Origin of the sequence: Kitasatospora sp. NPDC049285, assembly GCF_040678815.1 — a bacterium.
Classification (GTDB): Bacteria; Actinomycetota; Actinomycetes; order Streptomycetales; family Streptomycetaceae; genus Kitasatospora.
Map to the genome: position 1 here is coordinate 79,989 of NZ_JBFAQR010000004.1, position 25,057 is coordinate 105,045.

A 25,057-nucleotide genomic window follows, 5' to 3' on the forward strand; every position below is an offset into this window, starting at 1 on the left:
TCACCAGCGCAGCCACCGGAGCCGGCGACGGACGCGTCAGGTCAGCGACTTCCACCCGCCGACGCTGCGGTCCTCCTCCACGATCCGGTCCTCGTGGTCGCCGCCGTCCGCGATGCTGACGGTCCGGCACTGGTCGCGGTGGAAGACCCAGTAGGTGGAGACGCCGTTGAGGCGTTGCATGTCGGGGACGGGGAGGATCGTGGTGATGCGGGTGATGTTGGCGAAGCAGTCCCAGTCGGAGATCAGGCGGTCGGGGACGACGAGCGCGTCCTCGTGGTGGTCCCCGTCGGCGATCGAGATCACCCGGAAGAGCTGCCGGCCGTCGCGGGTGTGGAAGAGCCAGTAGAGGCTCTTGCCGCCGACCTGCTGACGGTCCGGCACGGGCAGCAGGAAGTCGACCCTGACCACGCCGTCCAGGGACTTCCAGGCGGTGAGCGGGGCGTCGGGCCGCTCCTGCACGTCGGTGTGCTCGCGGCCGTCCTCCATCGAGATCACCCGGTACACCTGCGCCGTGAGGGCCGGCGTGTGGAACAGCCAGTACCAGGTCTTGCCGCCGACGCGCTGCCGGTCGGGGAACGGCAGCAGGAAGTCGGCGCGGCGGACGCCGTCGAAGGAGTCCCATTCGGCGACCGGCCGGTCGGGGGCTTCCTTGACGTCGGTGTGCGCGCTGCCGTCGGCGATCGAGACCAGCCGGTAGACCTGCTTGCCGCCGACGGTGCGGAAGGCCCAGTACCAGCTCTTGCCCTTCTCGCGCTGCATGTCCGGGACGGGCCAGAACGCGTCGACGGGCTGGCCGAGTTCGGGCTGGTCCCTGCCGGGGAGCCGCCCGTCGCCGAGCGCCTTGAGGACGGTGATCGACGGGGCGAAGGCGTACACCGTGCCCTCGGTCTTCACGAAGCGCTGGAAGCCCAGCTTGACCGGCTCGCCGTCGTCGTGTTCCCAGTAGACGGTGCCGTCGACGCCGACCATGGCGTCGGGGCCGGGCTTCGGGGGCTCGCCCTTCGGGACCGTCCGGTTGGGCGGGAAGCCGGGGGCGTCCATCCACATGTTCTGGATGAACTCGAACTGGCTGACCAGGTCGGCCTGGTAGGAGACGAACAGCAGGCCGCGCGGGTCGTCCGGCCCGCCCGGGCCCTCGGCGGCCGGGTCGAAGGGGTGCCCGTACGGGGTGCCGCGCCGCATGATCCGGCGGCGGTCGATCACCGGGTTCTCGGGCAGCGGCTGCTCGCCGGGCATCTCCTGGAGGGCGTCGCGCGGGTTGGTCTTGCGCAGGTGCGAGAAGAGCGGGGTGGTGTGGCCCTCCAGGTCGTCCAGGTAGCTGATGTCGTTGTCGTTCGCGGCGACGGTGTTGAACGGCGTGTCGGCGTGCGGGCACTTCGCGACGGGCGTGCCGGAGCGCCAGCGGCCGACCACCCGGGCGGCCAGCCACTCGACGGTGGCCTCCTGCGGGACGGCCTTCTTCTCGATCAGGACCGGCAGCAGCCGGGCCAGTTGGGCCCACCAGCCGGGCACGTCCTGGGCGAGGCGCCGGACCACCTGGAAGGAGCCGTTGAACGCCCACGGCGCGTCGGTGACGGGCAGCACCCCGGGTTCGACCCGCGGCAGGCCGACGACGAACTCGCCGGGCGGGATCAGCCGGGTGCCCGGGTGGTCCTTGACCCACTCCGGACGCAGCGGGTCGGGCTCGTCGAAGCCCACCACGCCCGGCTCGCTGACGCCGTCCTTGAAGCCGAAGTGCTCCTTGCCGCGGCGGGTGCCCGGCAGGGTCGCGCCGTTCTGCTGGAAGACGATCGCCACCTTGGCCTGCGCGGCGGCCTCGCGCTGCGCGGTCACCTCGGCCTGGAGGTCGGCGACGGTGTCGGCGGCGATGGTGAGCACCGCGTGGACGGACTCCTCGGTGCGGTTGTTGCCGAAGATCCACTTGCTGGGGTGGCTGTCGCCCTCGTCCTTGAGGATCTTGTACCGGTCCACCGGGCCCTGCTGGAAGGCGCGCAGCGTGTTGTCGTCCTCCTTGGGGATCGGCGGGTAGGGCTCCTTGCCGGTCAGCTTCTCCAGCCCGTGGTAGGTGAAGCTGACGCCCAGCCAGGTCGCCTTGAGTCCGGTCGGTTCGCCGCCCGAGCGCTTGCGGGCGTCGCTGTAGGCCTTGTTGAAGACGGCGACCTGCTTGGTGGTGGCGATGCGCGGGGTCAGCCGGCGCAGCCAGCCGCGCGCCTTGAGCGGGTCCTCGAAGGTCAGGAGGAGCAGGACCGTGTGGTCCTTCTTGAATCCGGCCAGGATGTCGCCCTGGATGTCCTCGTTGTCGCGCAGCGGCAGATCAGTCGGCATGCACCCTCCCACGGTGGTAACTGACGGCGACGGTCAACCGAATGCTACGTATTCGAACTTCATGATCCCTCCAGGCGCGCCCGAGTCGCCAACTCTCGCGCGCCGGACGTGACAACGGCTCTGACCTGCCGTCAGACTAGCGGTCGTCCGCTGACGAACGTTCGACGTCACGTCGGCCTCGCGCTGCCTTCGGGCTCCCGGCACCGCCTCCCGGGGGCCGTCGCCCGCCGACGTCGGTCACTCTCCGTTCCAGAAGGAAGTCCATGTCCCGTACCGCACCACCCTCCCGCTCCCGGCTGGCCGCCGCGGCGGCGGCCTGCGTCCTCGCCTCCGCGCTGACCGCCTCGCTGCTCGCCGTCTCCCCCGCGGCCGCCGGCGCCCCGGACCCGAACGGCGCCGCCGCGTTCACCGCCGAGCAGGTGGACGCCGCCGTCGACCCGACGGAACTCGCCGAACTCGGCCACGACGAGGCCGCCTACCGCGCCTGGATCCGGCTGGAGAGCCGCGCCGCCCAGGGCGCCCGACGCGCCGAGGGCGGCCCGGACAACGGGTATCCGAACCCGATGCGGATCAACCGGCTGAAGGCGCTGACGGACAGCCAGAAGGCCACCAACAGCGCCTTCGACCCAATGGTCTTCGGGAAGTTCACCGACTACTTCCCCTCACCCGACTACGGCGACCACATCGCGCTGCTGCCCACCGGCAAGGTGCTGATCTTCTCCTTCGAGGCGGTCGAGACCGACCCGACCAAGGAGCCCGCGCCCACCAACGTCATCGGCATGGCCAACGCCGGCCGGGCCTTCCTGTGGGACCCGGCGAAGGGCACCGGCGCCGCCGCGTTCAAGAACGTCGCGCCGCCGACCGTGGAGCTGGACGACGGCACCGGCGCCAAGCGCCCGGCGCCGTTCTTCTGCGCGGGCCACGCGTACCTGCCCAACGGCATGGTCGGCGTGTTCGGCGGCAACCTGGGCGGCAACGGCGGTGCGGGCGCCAAGCTGTCGCTGGTCTTCGACCCGTGGAAGGAGCAGTGGACCCAGAACCCGGACATGCAGGTCGGCCGCTGGTACCCGTCAGTGGTGACCGGCGCGGACGGCCGACAGCTGATCATGTCCGGCCAGTCCGAGCTGGGTTGGGGCACCCCGACGCCGATCGTCGAGCGCTTCCCGGCCAAGTCGGTCACCCCGGAGAAGGACCCCGGCAAGGTGCCGATGGCCCCGGTGGACCGCTTCGGCGCCGACGCGCCGTTCACCCAGGACTACCCGCAGCTGTTCTCGCTGAACGACGGCAAGGTCTACGGGCTCGGCCGCGTCCCGAGCGAGCAGTGGGTGTTCGACCCCAAGGCGGAGACCCGCGCCGACCTCCCGGCCCGGCCCGACCTGAAGCCCGACATGCAGCCCGGCGACCCGGCCTGGCGCAACTACGGCTCCGCGGTCGCCCTGCCCGGCGGCGTCAACGGACCGGACTCGGTGCTGGTGCTCGGCGGCGACCGCAAGGACCCGAACACCTACCAGCTCTCCGGCGGCCAGTGGAGCCTGGCCAAGCCGCGCGCCTTCGGCCGCACCCAGGACGACACGCTGATCTTCCCGGACGGCAAGCTGTTCACCGTCAACGGCGCCTTCGACATCCGCGACTACGGCAACGGGCCGTACAACCCCAACGCCGACCTGAAGTACCGTCAGACCGAGTTCCGCGACAACGAGGGCAACTGGAAGCTCGGACCGGTCCAGCGGCTGCCGCGCGGCTACCACTCCAACGCGGTGATCCTGCCGGACGGCCGCGTCATGATCACCGGCGACGAGCTGCAGCAGATCGCCAACAACCCCGACATCAAGTCCGGGATGAACGGCACCATCGAGATCTACGAGCCGCCGTACCTGCAGAGCGGCAGCCGCCCGGCGCTCGACTCCGCGCCCGGCACGCCGGTCCGCTTCAACGCCGAGTTCCCGGTCACCACCTCAACCCCGGAGAAGGTCAGCCGGGCCGTGCTGCTGGCGCCGATCACCTCCACCCACGCGGTCGACACCAGCCAGCGCCACCTGGAGCTCCGGATCAACGCCCGCAGCGGCGGCCAACTCACCCTCCAGGCCCCGCCGTTGGCCGCGGCCGCGCCGCCCGGGTACTACATGCTCTTCCTGCTCGACGCCGCGGGCGTCCCCAGCGCCGCCAAGTGGATCAAGCTGGAGGCCAAGCCCTCCGGCGGCCAGATTCCCTGATGTCCCCCACCGCCCGGGAGTACGCGCTCCCGGGCGGCTCCCCCTCCGAGGAGTCCGCCGCGATGCCCCGTCCCCGCACCCTCATCACGATCCTGGCCGCCGGCGCGCTCGGCGCGGTGGCCCTGGTCGCCCCGGCCGCCTGGTCCGAACCCCGCGCCGTCCCGGCCGCCCCGGTCTCCGGCGTCGGCACGCCGGCCGTCCGGACCACCTGGAACGCCGACCGCTTCCAGACCGGCTCGCAGGCCTGGATCGACCTCCCCGGCGCGACCGTCCCCGACTCCACCGGCCGCGGCCCCGGCTTCGACGGCGTCTTCGTCGTCCACTTCGACGCCGACGCGATCTGCGAGTCCCCGGTCAACAACGCGGTCTGCTCCGTCCGCGTCCTGGTCGGCGGCAAGGTCGCCGCCCCCGGCGACACCAACGCCCGCTTCGTCACCGCCCGCGGCAACCCCGAGTGGAGCGCCCACGGCTACACCCGCACCGCCTGCTTCGCCCCGCTCTTCGACGACCGCGACGCCACCACCCAGGTCCAGGTCCAGGTCAGCACCAACGCCACCTTCGGCCTGCAGAACTGGCACCTCACCGTCGAACGCTTCCCCCTCCGCGCCGGCACCACCTGCCCGGCCGGCTGACCACGCCTCACGCGGTCAGCCGCTCCCCGCCCGCCAGGAAGCGTCCGCGCAACCGGGTGAAGGCGGTCGGGCCGGCCCGGTGCGGGAGGAACTCCTTGATCCGCTGCGCACATTCCAGCGGACTCGCCACACCGGTGTCGCACTCCAGGTCGTAGTCGCCGTGCGCGTGCACGAGGCCGTACTGGTGCGCCGCGAGTCCCGGCGGGCGATCCCCGCGGGCCAGCTCGCGGCGGACCAGCTCGTCCAGCGGGCAGTGGACGCCGACGAACACGACGTCCTCGGGCCGGAGCACCGTCAGGCAGTCGAGCAGCCGCCACGGTTCGCTCAGCACGTGGTCGACCACGATGTCGTTGCCCACCTCGGCCATCGCCGCGACGGAACGGTGGAAGCCCATCCTGGTCCGCCGCAGCGCGACGTCGAGCTCCTCGGCCCCGAACTCCCGCTTGGTGCGCATCGCGTTGAAGCCGTCGACCGCCATGTGGAAGAACACGCCGTCGTCCAGGATGTCCAGCAGCTCCCGGGCGATGCTCGACTTCCCGGAGCTGGACGTGCCGTTGAGGAAGATGATCCGACCAGACGTCATCTCACCATGATCACATGATGGTCCGGGACGCTGCTCCGAGCCCGGCATCGAAACAGCCCACGACGGCCGGCGCCGACCCCGACCGTCCTCGGTCGCGGGTTCCGCCTGCCGTGTGGGCTGTTCGGGGGACGGCTCAGCCGCCCAGGATCCGGGCCTTCTGCGCGGCGAACTCCTCGTCGGTGAGGACGCCCTGTTCCTTGAGCGCCGCCAACTGCTGGAGCTGCTGCAGTTGCTGGTCGACGGCCGGCGCTGCGGCGGCGGGCGCCGGCGGCGGCGCGGCGGGTTGCTGAGGGGCCGCGTACTGGGCGTTCTGGTCGGCCCAGCGACCCGCCTGCCGGCGGGAGACGCGGTTGGAGACCGCGGTGGCGGTCCCGGCGACGACGGCGGTGCGGGCTACCCCGCGGAGCAGTCCGGGCATGGGGTTTCTCCAATCGGTGGTGGCGGGGCGGCTCCGGCGGTCAGGCTCCGGACCCGAGCGTCTCGATCGAGTCGAGGACCTCCACGAGGTCCTGCAGCGGCACCCGGCCGCTGGCGATCATGTGGGCGTCGGCCCGGCGCAGGGCCGCGGCCAGCGGCGCCGCCCACCGGTTCTCGTACAGCAGGACGACGGCGGTGTCGCCGGGCTCCAGGAGCGCGCCGGCCTCGGCGAGGTCGGACTCGCCGAGCAGCCCGGACGAGGCGCCGTGGAACACCGCGAGGTCGAGCTTGCCGTCGCCGTCGAGGTCGGCGATCTTGACGACGCCGATGTCGCCGTCCGTGCCCTTGCGGACGAAGGTCAGGTCGAGCACGCGGATGATTCCGCGGTCGACCAGGTCGATGAGCAGCGGCAGGCCTTCGCCGGTCATCCGGCTGCCCGGGAAGGAGATCACCAGGTAGTCGATCGGGCCGAGTTCGTCCGTTGCTCGGATGTGGTCGCTCACGTCAGCTCCTGAAAGGACGCCGTCCGGCCGCCGATGCCGACCGGGGGCCGGCGGTTTCCCGGCCACGGCCCGCTGCCACGCTAACGCGCGGTGCCGGACCCCGCGCGCCGCGCAGTACCGCACCTCGCGGAGCGACCGCCGTCCACCGGCACCGGCCTCAGGTGGCCGCGCCGCCCCGGTCGTCCGACGTCCGGGTGGCCACCAGGCTGGCCACGGTGGTGACGGCGAGCACCACGACGATGAAGGCCAGCGAGAAGGCGATGCTGATCTCGGGGACGTGCACGCCGCTCTCGTGCAGGGCGTGCAGGATCAGTTTCACGCCGATGAAGGCGAGGATCACCGACAGCCCGTAGGAGAGGTAGACGAGCCTGGTCAGCAGGCCGCCGAGCAGGAAGTACAGCTGGCGCAGGCCCATCAGCGCGAAGGCGTTGGCGGTGAAGACGATGTACGGGTCCTGGGTGAGGCCGAAGATCGCGGGGATCGAGTCCAGGGCGAACAGCATGTCGGTGGTGCCGATGGCCACCATCACGGTCAGCATCGGGGTGATCACCCGGCGGCCGTTCTCCCGGACGACCAGTTTGGTGCCGTGGTAGGTGTCGGTGGACGGGACGCGCTTCTTGATGGCCCTGAGCAGCCGCCCCTCCTCGAACTCCTCGGCCTCCTTGTCCTCCTTGTCGGCGCCGGCCTCCTTCAGCAGCTTGACGGCCGTCCAGACCAGGAACGCGCCGAAGATGTAGAACACCCAGGAGAAGGTGGAGACCAGCGCGGCGCCGCCAGCGATGAAGATCGCCCGCAGCACCAGGGCGATGATCACGCCGAACATCAGCACCCACTGCTGGTAGATCTTCGGCACCGCGAACTTGCCCATGATCAGGATGAACACGAACAGGTTGTCGACGCTGAGCGACTTCTCCGTGACGTACCCGGCGAAGAACTCGCCGGCCGGCTTCGACCCGCCGTACCACCACAGGAACCCGCCGAACAGCACGGCCAGCGCGACCCAGACCGCGGTCCAGACCCCGGCCTCCTTGATGGAGACCTCGTGCGGCTTGCGACCGCCGATGAAGAAGTCGGCCACGATCAGCACGACCAGCACCGCGATGGTGCCGGCCCACAGGCCCACGGAAACGTCCACGACCGGTCCTCCCGGCAGGTAGGCGACACCACATCCTCACCGCCGGAGATCGTTTCCCCGCGTGCGGCGCGCCCGTCGGCGGGGTCGGGCGCGGTGGGCGGGCGGTCTACGACGATGGGCGGATATCGGCGCGCAGCGGCGTCCGGCTGCGGGGCGATCCGCGTACCGTCACCGGCAGGACGGGGGCCGGAACCAGCTGGGGGGCAGTGATGGGGACGCACAGGGCCATGGCGGCGGGGACACGCCGCGGGTTCGAGGAGTTGTTCGGCGCGGGGTTCGCCGAAGTCCGGCTGCACGAGGGGTACTTGGGGGCGGACGGGCCGGTCGCCTGCGCGCACGGCACCGACCTGGCCTTCGCGCCCGGCTGGTACGACCCGGGCACAGCGCTCGGGCGGGAGGTCATCGGGCACGAGCTCGCGCACGTGCTGCAGCAGCGCTACGGCCGGGTCCGGCCGGCCGGGCAGGACCCGGCGGCCGACGCCGCGCTGGAGGCGGAGGCGACGGCCGCCGGTCGGCGGATCGCGCGGGGGCTGCCGGTGCGCATCCCGGGCGTGCCGCGCCGCGCGGGTGGGCGGGTGCACGCGACGGCCGTCACGCAGCACTACACCGTGCACCCGGCCGGCGGCGCCGCGCCGTTCGTCGTGGTCGGCGGCGGGGCGCACCACGCGCCCGTGCAGCCGCAGGACTCGTTCATCGGCCAGGTCAAGGCCGGCGGTGGCAGCTCGTTCATGACCGCGGGGCCGGCTCCCGTGGTCCGGCTGGCCTCGACCAACCCGGCGGCGGTGACGCTCCGAGTGTCGGCGAACAGTCAGATCGCCATCGAGGACTGCGATCTGGGCCTCCGTCAGCCGAAGTGCTTCTACGCCACCCAGGCCGTGGTCACCGCGAGCAACGACCGGCTGGCCCTGATCGGGTCCGACTACCGGCTCGTCGCCGACCCGGTCGGGCCGAACCAGCGCCGGATCACCATCGGCGGCAACACCCTGCTCCGGGTCCTGCCGCAGAACGTCGCCGTGCCGGCCGTCGGGCTCGCCGTCACCGGGCCGCAGCAGTGCAACCTGATGATCGAGCACGTGATCGGCCAGACCGCGCCGGTCCCCCGGTTCGAGAACGACCCGCACGTTCCCCCGGCCCACCTGATCGAGTACAACGTCGCCCGCGCGCTGCTCACCGCGCCGCTGCCGCCGCCGATCGACGTGAGCACGCCGCTGAACGCGGCCAACACCGGCCGCACCATCGCGGCGGCCTACGGCGCGGCGGCCCACGCCCCCACCGCCGCGTTCACCGGCCTGCTGCAGACCTTCGGGCTGAACCAGTTCGCGGCGCCCGGCGTCGGAGAGGGCTTCCTGACCAGCGGCCTGACCGACGTCGCCCCGGGTGTCGCCCTGGTCCAGGGCGGCTACCCGACCCACACCGACCACTACCGGCCGGTCGGCGGCGCCAACCCCGTCCTGCTGGCGAGCCGGAGCTGGGGCGACCACTGGGCGGGTGTGGTCGCCGCCGACGGCAGCGACGTCGTCACGCTGGAGAACTACGCCCGCAACGCCGAGGACGGCGTGGGCGGCCACGACTCCCGGTACTACTTCCAGCTGTACCAGACCGACCCGGCCGCGGCCGGTACGACCTGGCACGCCGCCTGGACGACCGTTCCGATGGCTGCCATCCCGCCGCCCGTCCCGGTCGTCGCCCCGCCGCACCCCGCGCCCACCCACCAGCCGGTGACGCCGGGCGTCCGCAGCTTCGCCAACCCGATCACGCTGCGCGTCGCCCGTCCCGAGGCCCGCTGGGACGCCATCGCCGACACCCTCTACGCGGCCGTTGCGCTCAACACCATCAAGGACGACCACAACCTCGTCGGCCCGGCCCCGGACGCCCACACCGAGATCCTCAACGTCCTCAAGGGCCTGCGCTACGCCAACGTCCGGCTCGCCGCCGCCCAGAACGGCGACCCCGGCCGGACCGCCGCGTGGCTCCTCGCCCTCCACAACGCCGTCGCCGCGCACCGCTGGGAGGGCAACATCCAGGCCCTGCTGTACACGTACGGCCGGATGTTGGCGCTGCACCACCTCTGACACCAGGTCAGGACAGCTCCCTCAACCGCCGTTCCAGGAACTCGCGTTCGGCGTCGTTCCCGGTGCGGGCGAGCGCCGCCCGGTAGGCCGGCGCCGCCTCGCCGGGGCGGCCGAGGCGGCGCAGCAGGTCGGCGCGGACGGCGTGGAACAGGTGGTGGTCGGCGAGGTCGAGGGCGTCGACCAGGGCCAGCGCCGCGCCCGGTCCGTCGACCTCGGCCACGGCGACGGCGCGGTGCAGCGCCACGACCGGGGTCGGGGCCAGGGCCATCTGCTGGTCGTAGAGCCGGACGATCTGGCGCCAGTCGGTGGCATCGGCGGTGGCGGCGTCGCAGTGCACGGCGTTGATCGCGGCCTGCAGTTGGTACGGGCCGGGGCGGTCGAGGCGCAGGCAGCGGCGGACCAGCGCGTGGCCCTCGGCGATGAGCGCGCGGTCCCACCGCGTGCGGTCCTGGTCGGCGAGCAGCACCAGGGCGCCGTCGGCGGTGGTGCGGGCGCGCCGACGGGCGTGGGTGAGGAGCATCAGCGCGAGCAGGCCCAGCACCTCCGGTTCGTCGGGCATCAGCTCGGCGAGCAGGCGGCCCAGCCGGATCGCCTCGGCGCAGAGCTCCTCGCGCAGCGGCTCGGGGCCCGAACCGGTGGTCAGGTAGCCCTCGTTGAAGACCAGGTACACCACGGCGAGCACCGGGCGCAGCCGGCCCGGCAGCTCGGCGTCGCCGGGGACGCGGTACGGGATCCGCGCGTCGCGGATCTTCGCCTTGGCCCGGACGATCCGCTGGGCCGTGGTCGACTCGCCGACCAGGAAGGCCCGGGCGATCTCCGCCGTGGTCAGGCCGCCGAGCAGGCGCAGGGTCAGGGCGACCTGCGCGGTGTCGGCCAGGGCGGGGTGGCAGCAGGTGAAGATCAGGCGCAGCCGGTCGTCCTGCACGGGTCCCTCCTCCGTCGTCCCGCCCGGGGTGTGCAGCAGCACCGCCTCGGCGTGGTGGGCGCCGCGCGCCGCCTCCCGGCGCTGCCGGTCGATCGCCTTGCGGCGGGCCGTGGTGATGATCCAGCCGGCGGGGCTCGGCGGCAGCCCGGCGGCCGGCCAGCGCTCGGCGGCCACGGCGAACGCCTCCTGGACCGCCTCCTCGGCGAGGTCGATGTCGCCGGTGAGGCGGATCAGGACGGCCACCGCGCGTCCGTACTCCGCGCGGAAGACCCGTTCGACCTCGGCTGCCGACGCCACGTCAGTTCTCGGCCTCGCCCCGGAACGGCCTGACCTCGATGGGCAGCGTGGTGGCCAGCGCGTACCGCCGGCCCCATTCCAGTGCGGCGTCCAGGTCGGGGGCCTTGATGACGGTGAACCCGCCGAGGTGCTCCTTCCCCTCGACGAACGGGCCGTCGGTGACCAGCACCTCGCCGCCGCTGGGGCGCAGCACGGTCGCGGTGTCCGGATCGTGCAGGCCCTGCCCGAACACCCACGACCCGGTGGACTCCAACTCCTCTCGCAGCACCGCCAGTTCGGCCATCACCTGGCGGAGGAACTCCGGTGGCGGGACGGTGCCCTGCGGCTGGTACATCGCGAGCAGGTAGAGCTTCATCCTGATGCGCCTTCTCTCCGTGCGTGTCGTGCGGTAGGTCTCGATCGGTGCGTTCGCTCAGCACGTCTCGTAGGTGGCGATGATCACGCCGGTTCCGGTCGGCACGCTGTCCACCAGCCGCATCCGGCTGAGCGGACCGCGGTCGGGGAAGAGCCGCCGGCCCGACCCGAGGACCAGCGGGTGGACGGAGAGCACGAACCGGTCCACCAGTCCGGCCGCGGCCAGCGAGCGGACCAGTTCGCCGCTGCCGAGCACCACGAGGTCCTGTTCCAGTTCCTTCTTCAGGTCCGCGACGGCGGCCGCGGCGTCGCCGGTCAGCAGGACGGAATTCTGCCAGGGCAGCGGTTCCTCGAGGGTCCCGGACACGACGTACTTCGGCGTCCCGTTCAGCTTCTCCGTGTACGGGTTGCCGTCGGTGCGCTCGGCCCACGCGCGTGGAACTCCAGCTAGGTCCGCCGCCCGAAGAGCATCGCCCCGGTGGCGGCCATGCCCCGTCCCATCACCTCCATCATCACCGGGTCCGCGTACGGCGCTCCCCACCCGCCGTGCTCGAACCCGCCCCGGGTGTCCTCGTCGGGACGGCCCAGCCCCTGCATCACGCCGTCCAGCGTCACGCTCTCGGTGACCACGATCGCCGCCATCGCGCACGCTCCTCTCCACCGGCGAACGGCCCGTGCCGCTCGCTCTCACCCCCTACACGAACGGGACCCGACGAAATCGACACCGCCGACGGAATCCGTTCGGCCGGAGCGGAACGGCAGGGCGGAACGGCCCGGCCGCGGCGGTCGTTGGACCGCCGGACGGTGCGGACGGGGTGGGAGTGGCGGCATGCTCTGGTGGGCGCTGGACGACATCCGGCTGCAGGTGACGGGGCGCAGCGCGCGGTTCTCGCAGGTGGTGGTGGAGCTGGCGTGGAATCCGGGCGCGGGCCCGGCGGCGGCGGGTGCGGTGGAGGAGGTCGCGCGCGGCATGGCGAACGCGCCGTGGTTGGGGGCGCCGATCGGGTCGGTGGTGCTGGTGGCCGCCGGCGGCGAGGCGCATCCGGGGGTGGGCCCGGCCGTGGGCACGGTACGGGAGTTGTGGCCGGCGGCCGTGGTGCGGGTGGTGGACGAGGCGCTGGCCGCCGTGCTCGGGGCGGGTCTGGCGGCGGAGCCCGCCGCGTGCGTGGTGGTGCACCAGGACGCCGAGCGCACCTCGGTCGCCGTGGTCGCCGGGCGCGAGGTGGTCGCCGGCGGCCTGGCGGTCGGTGGGGCTCGGGGTCTGGCCACGGCGCTGATCGGGCATCTGCGGGCCGCGCACCGCCTGGACGTCGGCCCGCAGATGGCGTGGGCGTCCGTCGTCCACGGCGGCGCGTTCGCGCCCTCGCCGTGGGTGTCCGAGCCCGGGCCGGTGTACGGCAGTGTGGTGCCCTGGGACGGCAGCGGCCCCCGGGAGCCGGGCCGGGCCACGCTGCAACCGGCCGAGACCCGCGCCGTCCTGACGCCCGCTTACCTGCGGGTGGCGGAGCTCGTGACGCGGGTGCTGCGCGACGCGCCGCCGGAGGTGGTGCGACAGGCCGCGGTCGGCGGACTGCTGCTGACCGGTCCGCACCCGCCGGGCGCGGACCTCCACCTGGCCGGCCTCACCGGGCTCCCCGCGCAGGCCGTGGCCGAGCCGGGACGCGGCGCGCACCGGCCCCTGGTGCTCCTCGACGGGGTGGCCCGCCTGCTCGCCGAGTCGCCGCCCGAGCCCGCCCTGGGCGATCCCGCGGAGGCCGAGCAGCGCCTCCGGGACGCCCTCGCCCGCCTCACCGCCCTGCTGGGCGGGGCACCCCGATGAGCACCTTCGCGTTCCGCGCCTGAGCACCTTCGCGTTCCGCGCCGCGGACTGACTCCACGGCCTGAATACACGGCCCGTTTCGGCGCGGTCCCGGCCCCGCGCACCCAAAAAATGGGAGAGCGCTCTCCCGCTTGACATGCATTCTGCCAGGTCATCACACTGCTGGTGCGAGAGAGCGCTCTCAGCGCTCACCCTCTCTCTCGTTGCGCGTCCGCACCTTCCCCCACCCGCATTGCACGCGCGCCCGAGGAGCCGCCGCATGCCCGTTTCCCGGATCCACTTCCGCTGGAGGGCACCCCTGTGTGCCTTCGTCACCGTCGCCGCCCTGCTGGCCGGCCTGGTGCTCGCGCTGAGTCCGGCGCCGCGCGCCCACGCCGCGGCGAGCCTGCTGTCGCAGGGCAGGCCCACCACCGCTTCCTCCGTCGAGAACGCGGGGACGCCGGCGTCCGCCGCCGTCGACGGCAACACCGGCACCCGCTGGTCCAGTGCGTTCGGCGACCCGCAGTGGCTGCAGGTCGACCTCGGCTCCAGCCAGAGCGTCAGCCAGGTCGTCCTGCAGTGGGAGACCGCGTACGCGACCGGGTACCGGATCCAGGTCTCGAACGACGCGGCCACCTGGACCACCGTCTACTCCACCACCACCGGCGCGGGCGGCACGGAGACGCTCAACGTCGCAGGCACCGGCCGGTACGTCCGGATGTACGGCACCGCCCGGGCCACCCAGTTCGGTTACTCGCTCTGGGAGTTCCAGGTCTACGGCGGGTCCGCGCCGACCGCCTGCGGCACCGCGAACGCCGCGCAGAACCGTCCCGCCACCGCCTCGTCCGCGGAGAACGCCGGGACGCCCGCGTCCGCCGCCGTGGACGGCGACGCCGGCACCCGCTGGTCGAGCGCGTTCGGCGACCCGCAGTGGCTGCAGGTCGACCTCGGCACCGTCCAGAGCGTCTGCCAGGTCCAGCTCCAGTGGGAGACCGCGGCCGCGAAGGCGTACCAGATCCAGGTCTCGAACGACGGCGCCACCTGGACGGCGATCTACTCGACGACCACCGGCGCGGGCGGCACCGAGAGCCTGAACGTCACCGGCACCGGCCGCTACGTCCGGATGTACGGCACCGCGCGCACCACCGCCTACGGCTACTCGCTGTGGGAGTTCCGGGTCTTCACCACCTCCACCGGCTCGCCGACCCCCACCCCGAGCCCGACCCCGACGCCCACCGGCACCGCCGACCCGTTCTGGGGCGACACCGGCAGCATCCCGGCCGCGAAGAACGTGCTGATGGTCAAGGTGCTGAACCGCACCAACGGCGCCTACCCGGACAGCCAGGTGTACTGGAGCTTCAACGGGCAGACGCACTCCATCGCGGAGCAGCCCTACCTGGACATGCCCGCCAACTCCTCCGGCCGGATGTACTTCTACCTCGGCTCGCCGACCAGCAGGTACGCCGACTTCATCGAGTTCACCGTCGGCCCGACCGTGTTCAACGGCAACACGACCCGCGTCGACGCCTGGGCGCTGCCGCTGGCGATGCGGCTGCACTCCGCCGACGGGTACGACGTCCAGGTCGGCGACGCGCAGCAGGTCTTCACCGAGAGCCGCACCCAGCTGTTCCAGGACTTCGCGAACGCCGTCCCGCAGGAGTTCAAGGTGCTGGCGCAGACCGAGGCGCCGTACCGGATCATCGCGCCGGGCAGCGACCCGAGCTTCCGGACCGGCGGGGTCAACGCGAACTACTTCACCGCGTACGCGAATTCGGTCGGCATCAACGAGACCACCTCGAACATCTTCGGCTGCGCGGGGACGCTGGCGAACGACGCGGGCGGGTGCGCGGCGCTCAACCGGCACGTCGCCACGCTGCCGCAGTCGCAGTGGTCCGACCCGAGCAAGTACTACTCGGCCGGTCCGGCCAACTACTACGCCAAGTTCTGGCACGACCACGCGATCGACGGGCTGGCCTACGGCTTCCCGTACGACGACTACGCGGGCCAGTCCTCGTACATCTCGCACGCGAACCCGCAGTGGCTCGAGGTCGCCGTCGGCTACTGAGCCCCTGCCGCATCCCCCACCCACTCGTCTGCGAGGCGACATCGTGAACCTACGTGCACTTCGCCCGGCCCACGCTCCGGGCTCGACCCCGACCTCCCGGTCCCGACACACCGTCAGCACGCTGTGGACGGCGGCGTTCGCCGTCCTGGGCCTGCTCGCCGCGCTCCTGGTCTCCGGCGCGCCCAGCGCGCACGCGGCCGCGACCCTGTTGTCGCAGGGCAGGCCCGCCACCGCATCGTCTGTCGAGAACGCCGGCACCCCCGCCACGAGCGCGGTGGACGGCAACGCGAACACCCGCTGGTCCAGCGCGGCCGCCGACCCGCAGTGGCTGCAGGTCGACCTCGGCTCGACCGCGACGATCACTCAGGTCGTGCTCCAGTGGGAGACGGCCTCCGCGAAGGCGTACCAGATCCAGGTCTCGGCCGACGGCGCGAACTGGACGTCGATCTACTCGACGACCACCGGCCCGGGCGGCACCGAGACGCTCAACGTCACCGGCACCGGCCGCTACGTCCGGATGTACGGCACCGCCCGGAACACCGGCTACGGCTACTCGCTGTGGGAGTTCCAGGTCTTCGGCACCACGGGGACCGGCGGGGGCGGCGCGACCTGCGGCACGCAGAACGCGGCGCTGAACCGGCCGGTGACCGTGTCGTCGCAGGAGAACGCCGCCTTCCCGGCGGCCGCCGCCGTCGACGGTGACGGTGGCACCCGCTGGTCCAGCGCGGCCGCCGACCCGCAGTGGCTGCAGGTCGACCTGGGCTCCATTGTGACGATCTGTCAGGTCGCCCTCAGCTGGGAGGCCGCGTACGCCACGGCGTTCCAGCTCCAGACCTCGACCGACGGCGCGAACTGGACGTCGATCTACTCCACCACCACCGGGACGGGCGGCACCCAGACCCTGAACGTCACCGGCACCGGCCGCTACGTCCGGATGTACGGGACCGCCCGGGCCACCCAGTTCGGGTACTCCCTCTGGGAGGTCCAGGTCTTCACCGGCGGCAGCGGCAGCACGCCCTCGCCGTCCCCGTCGCCCACCGGCGGCGGCAGCTGCGGCACCGTCAACGCGGCGCTCGGCCACCCGGCCACCGGCTCGTCGACCCAGGACGCCAACCCCGCGTACGACCCGTTCTACGCGACCGACGGCAGCACCCTGACCCGCTGGTCGAGTGCGATCGGCGACCCGCAGTGGATCGACGTCGACCTGGGCGGGAGCCTGCCGATCTGCCAGGTGGTGCTCCAGTGGGAGAACGCCTACGCCTCCGCGTTCCAGATCCAGACCTCCACGGACCGCACCAACTGGACCACCGTCTACTCCACCACCACCGGGACTGGCGGCACCCAGACCCTGAACGTCACCGGCACCGGCCGGTACGTCCGGATGTACGGCACCGCGCGCGGCACGGGGTACGGGGACTCGCTCTGGGAGATCGTCGTCCACACGATCGGCAACCAGACCGTCACCATCCCGCCGCCCCCGCCGCAGCCCGCGCCGGGCAACTGCCCCTGGATCAACGAGCCGAACGTGGCCGTCGCGACCCGGGTCGCCCAGCTGATGGGCGCGATGACGCAGGATCAGAAGGACCGGATGCTCTACGGCACCGATTCCAAGGTCTACATCGGTCAGATCGCCGGCCAGCCCGCGCTGTGCATCCCGGACGTCAACTTCGAGGACGGGCCGACCGGTGTCGGCGACGGACTCGGCGGCGTCACCCAGTTCCCCGACGGCGAGGTGTCCGCGGCCACCTTCGACCCGGGCTACGTGCACGACTTCGGCGTGGCGATCGGTCAGGAGTTCGCCGGCAAGGGCGTGAACGTCTCGCTCGGCCCGACCATCAACATGGTGCGCGACCCGCGTTGGGGCCGCGCCTACGAGACCTTCGGCGAGGACCCGTACCTGACCGGCGAGATCGTCAGCGCGGACGTCCAGGGCATGCAGAGCCAGTGCGTCATGGCGGAGGTCAAGCACGCCGCCGCGTACAACATCGAGCAGCCCGCCGCGCCCGGCAACGAGATCGTCGACAGCCGCACCCTGCAGGAGATCTACCTGCCGGCCTTCCAGACCGCCATCGAGAAGGGCGGCGCGGCGGCGCTGATGTGCGGCTACAGCATGGTGAACGGCGAGTACTCCTGCCAGAACCCGACGGTGGAGAACATCCCGATGTACCAGCAGGCCGGGTTCCAGGGGTTCATCACCTCCGACTGGGGCGGCATCCACTCCACCGTGCCGTCGGCGAACGCCGGCGAGACGGTCGAGATGCCCTTCGGCGGCTTCTTCGCCGCGTCGCTGGTGCAGGCCGTCGCGGCGGGCCAGGTCACCCAGGCCACCTTCGACACCATGGTGTCCCGGGTGCTGACCCAGATGTTCCGCTTCGGCATGTTCGACAAGGCGCCGAGCGGCTCCACCACCGCCATCGTCGCCACCCCCGCGCACCGCGAGGTCGCCCTCCGGGGTGCCGAGGAGGGCACGGTGCTGCTGAAGAACAACGGCGTCCTGCCGCTCGACCCGAACGGCGGCCGGTCCGTCGCGGTGATCGGCACCCAGGCCGGCCCGGGCGTGATCACCGCCGGCGGCGGCAGCGGCACCGCCACCAGCACCGGCACGTACACCCCGCTGTACGGCATCCAGCAGCGCACCGCCGGGACGAACACCACGGTCGCCTACGACGACGGCACGAACCAGGCGAGCGCGGTGGCGCTGGCGCGGTCCTCGAACGTGGCGGTCGTCTTCGCGTCCGACAACTACGGCCACGAGGAGGCCGACAATCCCACGCTCAACCTGCCCGGCGACCGGGACGCGCTGATCGCGGCGGTGGCCGCGGCCAACCCGAACACCATCGTCGTGCTCAGCGACAACTCGGCGATCCTGATGCCGTGGCTGAACCAGGTCGCGGGCGTGTTCGAGGGCTTCTACCAGGGACAGGAGTTCGGCCAGGCCATCGCGGCGCTGCTGTTCGGCGACGTGAACCCGTCCGGGCACCTGCCGATCACCTTCCCCGCCTCGCTGTCCCAGCTGCCGGCGAGCACCACCGCGCAGTGGCCGGGCGTCAACGGGACCGTGCAGTACTCCGAGGGCCTGCGCATCGGGTACCGGCACTACGACGCCGACAACCTCACCCCGCTGTTCCCGTTCGGGTTCGGCCTGTCGTACACCGGCTTCGCGTTCGGCAACCTGCAGGTCGGGCCGCTGACCAACGGTCAGGCGACGGTGACCGCCACCGTCACCAACACCGGCAGCCGGGCCGGGACCGAGGTGGCCCAGCTGTACGTCGGCGACCCTGCCTCGGCCGGCGAGCCGCCGCACCAGTTGAAGGGCTTCCAGCGGATCACCCTGAACCCCGGTGCCTCCGCCCCGGTCACCTTCACGGTGACCGCGCACGACCTCGCGCACTGGGACACCGCGTCCGGCAACTGGGTCGCGACGGCGGGGAGTTACCAGATCCTGGTCGGTGACAGCTCCCGCAACCTGCCGCTGACCGCCAACCTCACCAACCCGACCACCGTCACCGCCAACGCCATGGACTGACCCCGCGGCGTGCTCCGTGTGGCGGCTGCCCCCCGGCAGCCGCCACACGCTGTTGTGCGCCCTTGGTCAGGCGCCGATGGCGGCGATGACGGCCTGGGCGACCTTGCGGCTGGAGTACTGCTGCTGACCGGTGATCAGGCGGCCGTCGCGGACGGCGAAGGGCTTGAACAGCCCGGCGCTGATGTAGTGGGCACCCCGCGCGCGCAGGGCGTCCTCCGCGCGCCACGGCATGATCCGCACGCCCGCGGCCCGGTCGCTGTACTCCTCCTCGGTGTTGGAGAAACCGGTGACGGTGCGTCCGGCGACCAGCGCGGTGCCGTCGGCGAGCTCGCAGTCGACCAGCGCGGCGACGCCGTGGCAGTACGCGGCGACGATCTTCTCCGCCTCCCAGAACGTCCGGATGGCCCGGTGCAGGGCCTCGTTGTCGCGGAAGGTGAACATCGGCGACTGGCCGCCCGCGATCAGCAGCGCCTCGTACCGGTCCAGGTCCAGGTCGTCGAGGGCGGGCGTGGCCTCCAACAGGCCCGCGAGGTCGGGGGTGTTCACGAATCCCATCGTGATCAGGTCCTCGGCGGACCACCTCGAGGCGTCCCGGGGATCGGACAGCGCGTCCATCTCCACCGTGCCGCCGGCCGGCGACGCGATGGTGACCCGGAAGCCGGCCTCGGTCAGCTCGTAGTAGGGGTGGGTGAGTTCGGCCCCCCAGAAGCCGACGGGCCAGTGGTTGTTGCTGCTCACGGTCGGGTTGGCGACGACTGGGTCGAATCACTTTGCTTGAGTCCAAGCATTCGATCCAACGGATGTATTCCTCTATCCTTGAGCCATGGAGGACAACAGCGGCGTCCGCGACAGCGTGGACGCGATCCTTGAGCAGTGGCACCACGAGCGCCCCGACCTCGCGGTGGCGCCGGTCGGGGTGGTCACCCGTCTCGCGCGCGTCCGCGGCCACCTCGACCTGGCACTCGCCGAGGTCTTCGCCGGATTCGACCTCACCCCGGCGGACTTCCAGGTCCTGGTCCACCTGCGCCGCGCCGGCTCCCCGTACCAGCTCGGCCAGGCCCGCCTCATGGACTCGCTCGGCCTGACCTCCGGAACGGTCAGCGTGCGCCTGACCCGCCTCGAACAGCGCGGTGTCGTGGTGCGCGAGCCCGACCCGGACGACAAGCGCAGCTACACCGTCCGGCTGACCGACAGCGGCCTGCAGCTGTTCGACCGGATCGCACCGGAACACCTGGCCAGCGAGGACCGCCTGCTGTCCGCCCTCGGCCCGGACGAGCAGGCCCAACTCGCCGCGCTGCTGCGCAAACTCCTCGTCTCGTTCGAGCGCGTCGGGCCGCACGCCGCCCGGATCTGGGGCGCCACCCTCGAACCCGCCCGCATCGCCCGCCAGACCCGCGCCCTGGTCGGCCTGACCGACCGCACCGGCCTCCTCGTCACCCGCGTCGACCCCGACAGCCCCGCGGACCGGGCCGACATCCGGGCGGGCGACCTGATCACCCACCGCGGCGCCGCGCAGGTCCGCACCACCGCGGACCTCGCCGCGCCCGACGACCGCCCCGTCCCACTGCGGCTGCTGCGCGCCGACGAACCGTTCGAGACCACCGTCGACCCGACCACCCCCCTGGACTCCGCGTGAACGACGACACCTCCCCGATCGACGCGAGCGCACGAGCGGCGGACTTCAGCACCAGCCGCCTCGAAGCCTTCAGCGACGGCGTCTTCGCCATCGCGATCACGCTGCTCGTCCTCGACCTCAACGTCCCCGAGCCCGACGGGCTCGACGGTCAGTCCCTCGCCTCGGCGCTGGCGCACCAGTGGCCCGCCTACTTCGCGTATCTGACCAGCTTCCTGGTCATCGGCATCATCTGGATCAACCACCACGCCATGTGCGCCCTCGCGCGCCGGGTGGACCGCCGAACCCTGTTCGCCAACCTGGTCCTGCTGCTGACCGTCTCCGTGATCCCCTTCCCCACCCGCCTGCTCGCCACCTACCTCACCGCCCGCGACGCCGACGCCCACACCGCCGCCGCGATCTACGCCGCCACCATGGTCGCCATGAGCGCCGCCTTCTCCCTCCTCTTCCTCTCCTTCACCCGCGACGCCCGCACCCTGCACACCCCCGTCCCCCCGGAAGCCCTGCGCGCCGCGCGCCGCCGCTTCGGCATCGGCGGCATCTGCTACCTCGCCGCCCTAGGCATCGCCTACGTCAGCCCCGTCGCCATGCTCGCCACCCATGCGCTCATGGCCCTCTACTACTGCTTCGACCAACTCGCTCCCGCGCGCTCCTCGCGCTGACGGGTCTGATGCCATGACGCACTGTCAGGTCCCGCTCGGCGGGGGCGGCCTGGGCCGGGGCAGGTCGTGGCATGTCCGCGGCCGGAAAATCCGCAGGTCACACCCCTGTTCACCGCCCCGTCACCGGGTCTAGCATTCCCGCCACGGCGGCCTCACCACAGCCCCCTCCGGGCCGTCGCGCAGAGCAGCCGCGCCCATGACCCCACCTCGCGGCTGGCCTCCCACGGCCGGGCCCCAGGGACCACCCCCGTGTCCCGGGCCCGGCCGCTGCGCCGCCCACGCCCGCTGCTGTGCCGCCCACGCCCGCCCGCGTGATCCATCACCGCACCGGCGGGTCTCCCCCGAGTCCGGTCTGTCACCCCGTCAGACAACCGCCACGATCGCGTACGCCGTCACCGCGACCATTCCGGCCAGGATCACCGCGACCAGCACCCGTCCCAGCGGTCGCCGCTCCTCCCCCTTGTCGATCCAGAACCGCCCCGGCACGGCCGGCCGTCGGGCCGACTCCCCCGCCAGCCGGCGCAGCCGGACGGCGACCCCCTCGGTCCGCTGCGGATCCTGCGCCCCCGACTCCTCCCCCAACTCCGCTATCAGCACGCCCAGTTCGCCCGCCCCATCGGGCGCCGCCGGGCCTCCGAGCAGTTCGTGCATCGTCTCGCCGAGCGCCACCAGGTCGGACCTCAGCGGCGGCGCGACCGTCCCGAACCCGAGGATCTTCACGACCCCGTCCGACGTGAGCACCAGCCGCTCAAGCCCGATCCCACCGTGCGTCACCCCGGCCCGATGCGCGACCACCAGCGCCTCCGCCACCTGGGCCCCGAACTCGGCCACCTGGTCCGCCCGGTACCACCCGTCCAGCAGATGGTCCTCGAACGTGTACCCGTCGACCCACTCCCTCACCAGCACCGGCCGCCCCTCACACTCCCCCACCTCCAGCGCCCCGACGATCCCCACATGCCGCAACCACACCCCCGCCCCCGGCACCCCGCCCAACACCTTCACCACGACCGCCCGCCCCGCCACGACATCCCTCGCGCACCAGACCTCCCCCACCAGCCGCCCCTCGATCCGGTACCGCCCACCGACCACGTCACCGATCTCCACGCTGCCGCCCCCTCTCCCCGCGTCGCCTGGAAATCCGCGCGACGGCCATGGCGGCCAGTGTGCCGCAACAGGCTGTCGCCGCCGGCTTCGCGTACGGCCGACGAAACCCCGGCGATGCTGCCTAGGAGCCTTCGATCGAACGAGAGCCGCAATGGGGTGGTCGCGGGCCGGTCGGCGCCACGCGGTCCACACCTCGGTCATTCCGGCATGAGGTCGTCGCTGGCGCACACCGCCTGCTGGAGGAGCTCGAGGGCATGGGGCGCCTGTTCCCGACCGATCACGGCGATGTCCACCACGTACTGGCCGTAACGCAGTTCGCCGTACCAGCGCTCGCACCCGTCCGCCGAGTCGCTGTGGACGAGGCAGGAGTAGGACTGCGCGTCCGCCTTCGAGCTGCCGGCCAGCTCGACCGGCGGCGTGGTCCACGGCTTCCCGTTGTCCGTACGCCGGTGGGGGTGAGCGGCTGGACGAGGGCTACCTCCCTCGTAGCCACCCCCTGCCCCGGGACTGCTCCTGCCAGTACGTGAGTGCCTGCTGGGTGGTCGCGAGGTCGGGATGGTCTGGGCGGAGGACACGCAGTTGCTCGTTCAGCAGGTCGGAGAGGAGGGCCACTGCGCCGCGAGGGTCGCCGGACTGGCCGCGCCAGCGGGCGAGGGCGGCCCGGGTGCGGAAGATCGCGGACCGGTCGGTTGCCACCGCGTACGGGTTGGACCACGTGCCCCGAGCACCCTGGGCGATCTCGCGCTGCTCCATGCGGAGTTGGTCGTTGAGCAGGTCGGTCAGGACGGTCACGGCCCCCCGCGCGTCCCCCGATTCGCCCAGCCAGTGGCCGAAGCGGAAACGGGCGTCGAAGGTGCCCCAGCTCGCCGGCCCGAACGTGCGGGACTGCTCGTTGACGACCTGGCGGTACATGACTACCGCCCCGGCCGCGTCTCCCGCCTTGCCCTGCCACTCGGCGGCGTCGCGGCGCAGGGTGAAGTCGGGCGGGCCCGTCCATCCGTCGACGGCCGCGATGTAGCCGTCATCGGCGAGCAGGTCGCGATAGACGCGTGCGACGCCCGGCAGGTCACCGGCCTGTTCGAGCCAGTAGGCCAGGCGGTAGCGCAGCTCGGTGACCTCCTTGACCAGGCGGATCCGCTGGGCGGGGTACAGCTCGTACTCCGGTGCCAGCAGGGCGAGTTGGTCGTCGATCACCCGACGGTACTCGGTGATCGCGGCGGTGAGGTCGCCGGATTCCGCCCGCAGCCGCGCGATCCGGCCGCGCAGCTTCGTCACGGACTGGTGCCGGGCTCCCAGCCGGTCGGCCGTCGTCGCCAGGAGCGCTTCGAAATAGTCCAGTGCGGCCTGTGGCCGGCCGTCGTCCGCCAGCGTGTCGCCCACCCGGAGCACGAGGTCGTGCAGCTCCTGACCGGTACTCCACCCGTACCGGAGTCCGGGCTCGCCGGAGCCCAGCATCACGGCCGGGGCATTGCGGGTCAGCGCCTCGACGTTGGAGCGCAGCACGTCCGGGGGGAAGTCGAGGGCGCGTGAACGCAGGTGCGGCGCCTGATCCCTCGGGGGAACCAGGAAGAACGTCATCGAGTTCGCCTCGTCCGCCGACTTCCGGGACGCGACGAACAGCAGGTTGGCGGCCACGTCGGCCAGCTCTGCGGCCCGGCTCGCGGGCACGCCCTCGCGGACGGCTCGCTGGACCATCGGGTGGACCCGCACCGACCGGTCCTGGTTCGCCGGGTCGTAGTCGAGCAGGCTCCACCGGTGCAGCAGCGCGAGCGTCTTGTCGGTGCGCTCGTCCGGCTCCGCGTCCTCTGCCGGGCGGTCGGTCCGCTGCCGGTCGAGGTACCTGACCGCCTCGGTCAGCACCGCAGCCGGGATGCCGTCGGAAGCCAGCGGCGCCGCCAGTTCCAGCAGCATCCGCGCCGTTCCGACCGGCTCCATGGCGTCGGCGCGCTCCAGCGCGAGGTCCCAGGCCTCGGGCAGCGGCACGCTCTGCTCGTCCGGCAACCCGCCCGGGTCCGGCACGAGGTCGGCCAGCCGCCGACCGTCGTCGCCGAGCAGGCGGAGGTAGTCGGCGCAGCTCAGACCGGTGCTGCCCAGGTAGGCGGCCGCCTGCGCGAGCGCGAGCGGCAGGTGTCCCAGCTCGCGGGCGAGCGCCTCCAGTTGCTCGGGCGGCTCGACTCGGCCGGAGGCGGCGAGCGCCGCTGTGAGGTAGCCGAAAGCCTCGGCGGAGCTGAACGACGGCACGGTGACCACCTGTCGGCTGGGCCCCTCGCGGGCCACGTCCCGGCGCCAGGTGGTGACCAGGGTCCGCCCCACGGGCTGGTCCGGCGGCCAGAGTCCGCGCAGGTCGTCGGGGTCGACCACACCGTCCAGGACGATCAGCCGGCGAACCGTCTCCCCGTCCCCGCCCGGCCGGAGCCAGGCCAGGAATTCCCGCGCGCCCTGCTCCGGATCGGCCGGGGCACGACCGGTGATCTCGGCGATGGCCTGGGCGTAGGCGGCCAGGATCGCCGCGCGGCTGCCGGCGGTGACCCAGACCAGCAGGTCGAGTTGCCCGGCCTGCCAAGCGGTGCGGGCCTCGTTCGCGGCCAGCTGAGTCTTGCCGGCCCCGGCGGCGCCGACCAGTATCCGGCAGCGCGCAGGGATGTCGGGAGTATCGACAACGGCCCGGCGCTGGAAGCAGTGCGCGGTGTTCGGGACCGCCCCGACCCGGTGCGGCCAGACGGCCGGGGCATGCCGGCCGGCGTAGTAGGCCACCTGGTCGGCGTGGCCGACGGCGAAGCTGTGGTTGCTCGCCTGCACCCCTGCGAGCGGCG

General features: G+C 72.5%; 20 protein-coding genes. 8 read left to right on the forward strand and 12 right to left on the reverse strand.

The window, feature by feature from the left end:
• Positions 1-36: 36 nt before the first annotated feature.
• Positions 37-2,325 (reverse strand): Dyp-type peroxidase, encoded by a 2,289-nt coding sequence (locus tag AB0K51_RS04520; protein WP_363450432.1) that lies wholly within the window; start codon positions 2,323-2,325, stop codon positions 37-39.
• Positions 2,326-2,588: 263 nt separating this feature from the next.
• Here AB0K51_RS04520 and AB0K51_RS04525 point away from each other — a divergent pair, with 263 nt between their 5' ends.
• Positions 2,589-4,538 carry a galactose oxidase early set domain-containing protein gene (locus AB0K51_RS04525; protein ID WP_363450434.1) on the forward strand — a complete coding sequence of 650 codons (1,950 nt, stop codon included), beginning with the start codon at positions 2,589-2,591 and terminating at the stop codon, positions 4,536-4,538.
• Positions 4,538-5,170, forward strand: coding sequence for a hypothetical protein (locus tag AB0K51_RS04530; RefSeq protein ID WP_363450436.1), 633 nt, complete (start codon positions 4,538-4,540; stop codon positions 5,168-5,170). Before AB0K51_RS04525 ends, AB0K51_RS04530 begins: the two co-directional genes overlap by 1 nt.
• A gap of 7 nt (positions 5,171-5,177) precedes the next feature.
• Here AB0K51_RS04530 and AB0K51_RS04535 read toward each other — a convergent pair whose 3' ends face one another.
• The 4 genes from AB0K51_RS04535 to AB0K51_RS04550 form a co-directional block, all read right to left on the reverse strand.
• Positions 5,178-5,753, reverse strand: a complete 576-nt coding sequence (locus AB0K51_RS04535; RefSeq protein WP_363450438.1) for a chloramphenicol phosphotransferase — start codon at positions 5,751-5,753, stop codon at positions 5,178-5,180.
• A gap of 133 nt (positions 5,754-5,886) precedes the next feature.
• Entirely contained in the window at positions 5,887-6,171 is a 285-nt protein-coding gene (locus tag AB0K51_RS04540) for an SHOCT domain-containing protein (protein ID WP_363450440.1), read from the reverse strand.
• Between the two features lie 40 nt (positions 6,172-6,211).
• Positions 6,212-6,673, reverse strand: coding sequence for a DUF6325 family protein (locus AB0K51_RS04545; protein WP_363450442.1), 462 nt, complete (start codon positions 6,671-6,673; stop codon positions 6,212-6,214).
• Between the two features lie 157 nt (positions 6,674-6,830).
• Positions 6,831-7,808, reverse strand: a complete 978-nt coding sequence (locus tag AB0K51_RS04550) for a TerC family protein (RefSeq protein ID WP_363450444.1) — start codon at positions 7,806-7,808, stop codon at positions 6,831-6,833.
• A gap of 227 nt (positions 7,809-8,035) precedes the next feature.
• On the opposite strand from AB0K51_RS04550, the gene AB0K51_RS04555 reads away from it, so the two are divergent.
• A complete protein-coding gene (locus tag AB0K51_RS04555) occupies positions 8,036-9,880 on the forward strand; it encodes a DUF4157 domain-containing protein (protein WP_363450446.1) in 1,845 nt (614 codons plus the stop codon).
• A gap of 7 nt (positions 9,881-9,887) precedes the next feature.
• On the opposite strand, the gene AB0K51_RS04560 is transcribed toward AB0K51_RS04555, so the two are convergent.
• The 4 genes from AB0K51_RS04560 to AB0K51_RS04575 are packed head-to-tail and all read right to left on the reverse strand — an operon-like array spanning position 9,888 to position 12,098.
• Positions 9,888-11,102, reverse strand: coding sequence for a DUF6596 domain-containing protein (locus AB0K51_RS04560; RefSeq protein WP_363450448.1), 1,215 nt, complete (start codon positions 11,100-11,102; stop codon positions 9,888-9,890).
• Between the two features lies 1 nt (position 11,103).
• Entirely contained in the window at positions 11,104-11,457 is a 354-nt protein-coding gene (locus AB0K51_RS04565; protein WP_363450450.1) for a YciI family protein, read from the reverse strand.
• 57 nt (positions 11,458-11,514) lie between these two features.
• The gene (locus tag AB0K51_RS04570) at positions 11,515-11,997 is read right to left on the reverse strand and encodes a dihydrofolate reductase family protein (protein ID WP_363450452.1); all 483 of its coding nucleotides are present in this window, start codon (positions 11,995-11,997) and stop codon (positions 11,515-11,517) included.
• Positions 11,904-12,098 (reverse strand): hypothetical protein, encoded by a 195-nt coding sequence (locus AB0K51_RS04575; RefSeq protein ID WP_363450454.1) that lies wholly within the window; start codon positions 12,096-12,098, stop codon positions 11,904-11,906. Before AB0K51_RS04575 ends, AB0K51_RS04570 begins: the two co-directional genes overlap by 94 nt.
• Before the next feature lie 187 nt (positions 12,099-12,285).
• Here AB0K51_RS04575 and AB0K51_RS04580 point away from each other — a divergent pair, with 187 nt between their 5' ends.
• From AB0K51_RS04580 to AB0K51_RS04590, 3 genes are all read left to right on the forward strand, one after another.
• Positions 12,286-13,275 (forward strand): rod shape-determining protein, encoded by a 990-nt coding sequence (locus AB0K51_RS04580; RefSeq protein WP_363450456.1) that lies wholly within the window; start codon positions 12,286-12,288, stop codon positions 13,273-13,275.
• A gap of 259 nt (positions 13,276-13,534) precedes the next feature.
• The gene (locus AB0K51_RS04585) at positions 13,535-15,319 is read left to right on the forward strand and encodes a discoidin domain-containing protein (protein ID WP_363450458.1); all 1,785 of its coding nucleotides are present in this window, start codon (positions 13,535-13,537) and stop codon (positions 15,317-15,319) included.
• Between the two features lie 145 nt (positions 15,320-15,464).
• Positions 15,465-18,845, forward strand: coding sequence for a discoidin domain-containing protein (locus tag AB0K51_RS04590; protein ID WP_363450700.1), 3,381 nt, complete (start codon positions 15,465-15,467; stop codon positions 18,843-18,845).
• A 66-nt stretch (positions 18,846-18,911) separates the two neighbouring features.
• Here the strand turns inward: AB0K51_RS04590 and AB0K51_RS04595 are convergent, their stop codons facing one another.
• On the reverse strand, positions 18,912-19,583 hold the full coding sequence (locus tag AB0K51_RS04595; RefSeq protein ID WP_363450460.1) for a type 1 glutamine amidotransferase domain-containing protein: 672 nt from the start codon (positions 19,581-19,583) through the stop codon (positions 18,912-18,914).
• 85 nt (positions 19,584-19,668) lie between these two features.
• On the opposite strand from AB0K51_RS04595, the gene AB0K51_RS04600 reads away from it, so the two are divergent.
• Entirely contained in the window at positions 19,669-20,481 is an 813-nt protein-coding gene (locus AB0K51_RS04600) for a MarR family transcriptional regulator (protein ID WP_363450462.1), read from the forward strand.
• Positions 20,478-21,140, forward strand: a complete 663-nt coding sequence (locus AB0K51_RS04605) for a TMEM175 family protein (protein WP_363450464.1) — start codon at positions 20,478-20,480, stop codon at positions 21,138-21,140. The genes AB0K51_RS04600 and AB0K51_RS04605 overlap by 4 nt, the downstream gene beginning before the upstream one ends.
• A gap of 363 nt (positions 21,141-21,503) precedes the next feature.
• Here the strand turns inward: AB0K51_RS04605 and AB0K51_RS04610 are convergent, their stop codons facing one another.
• The gene (locus tag AB0K51_RS04610) at positions 21,504-22,244 is read right to left on the reverse strand and encodes a hypothetical protein (RefSeq protein WP_363450466.1); all 741 of its coding nucleotides are present in this window, start codon (positions 22,242-22,244) and stop codon (positions 21,504-21,506) included.
• Between the two features lie 474 nt (positions 22,245-22,718).
• Positions 22,719-25,043: an NB-ARC domain-containing protein gene (locus tag AB0K51_RS04615; protein WP_363450468.1), complete on the reverse strand. Its 2,325-nt coding sequence runs from the start codon at positions 25,041-25,043 to the stop codon at positions 22,719-22,721.
• Positions 25,044-25,057 lie beyond the last annotated feature (14 nt).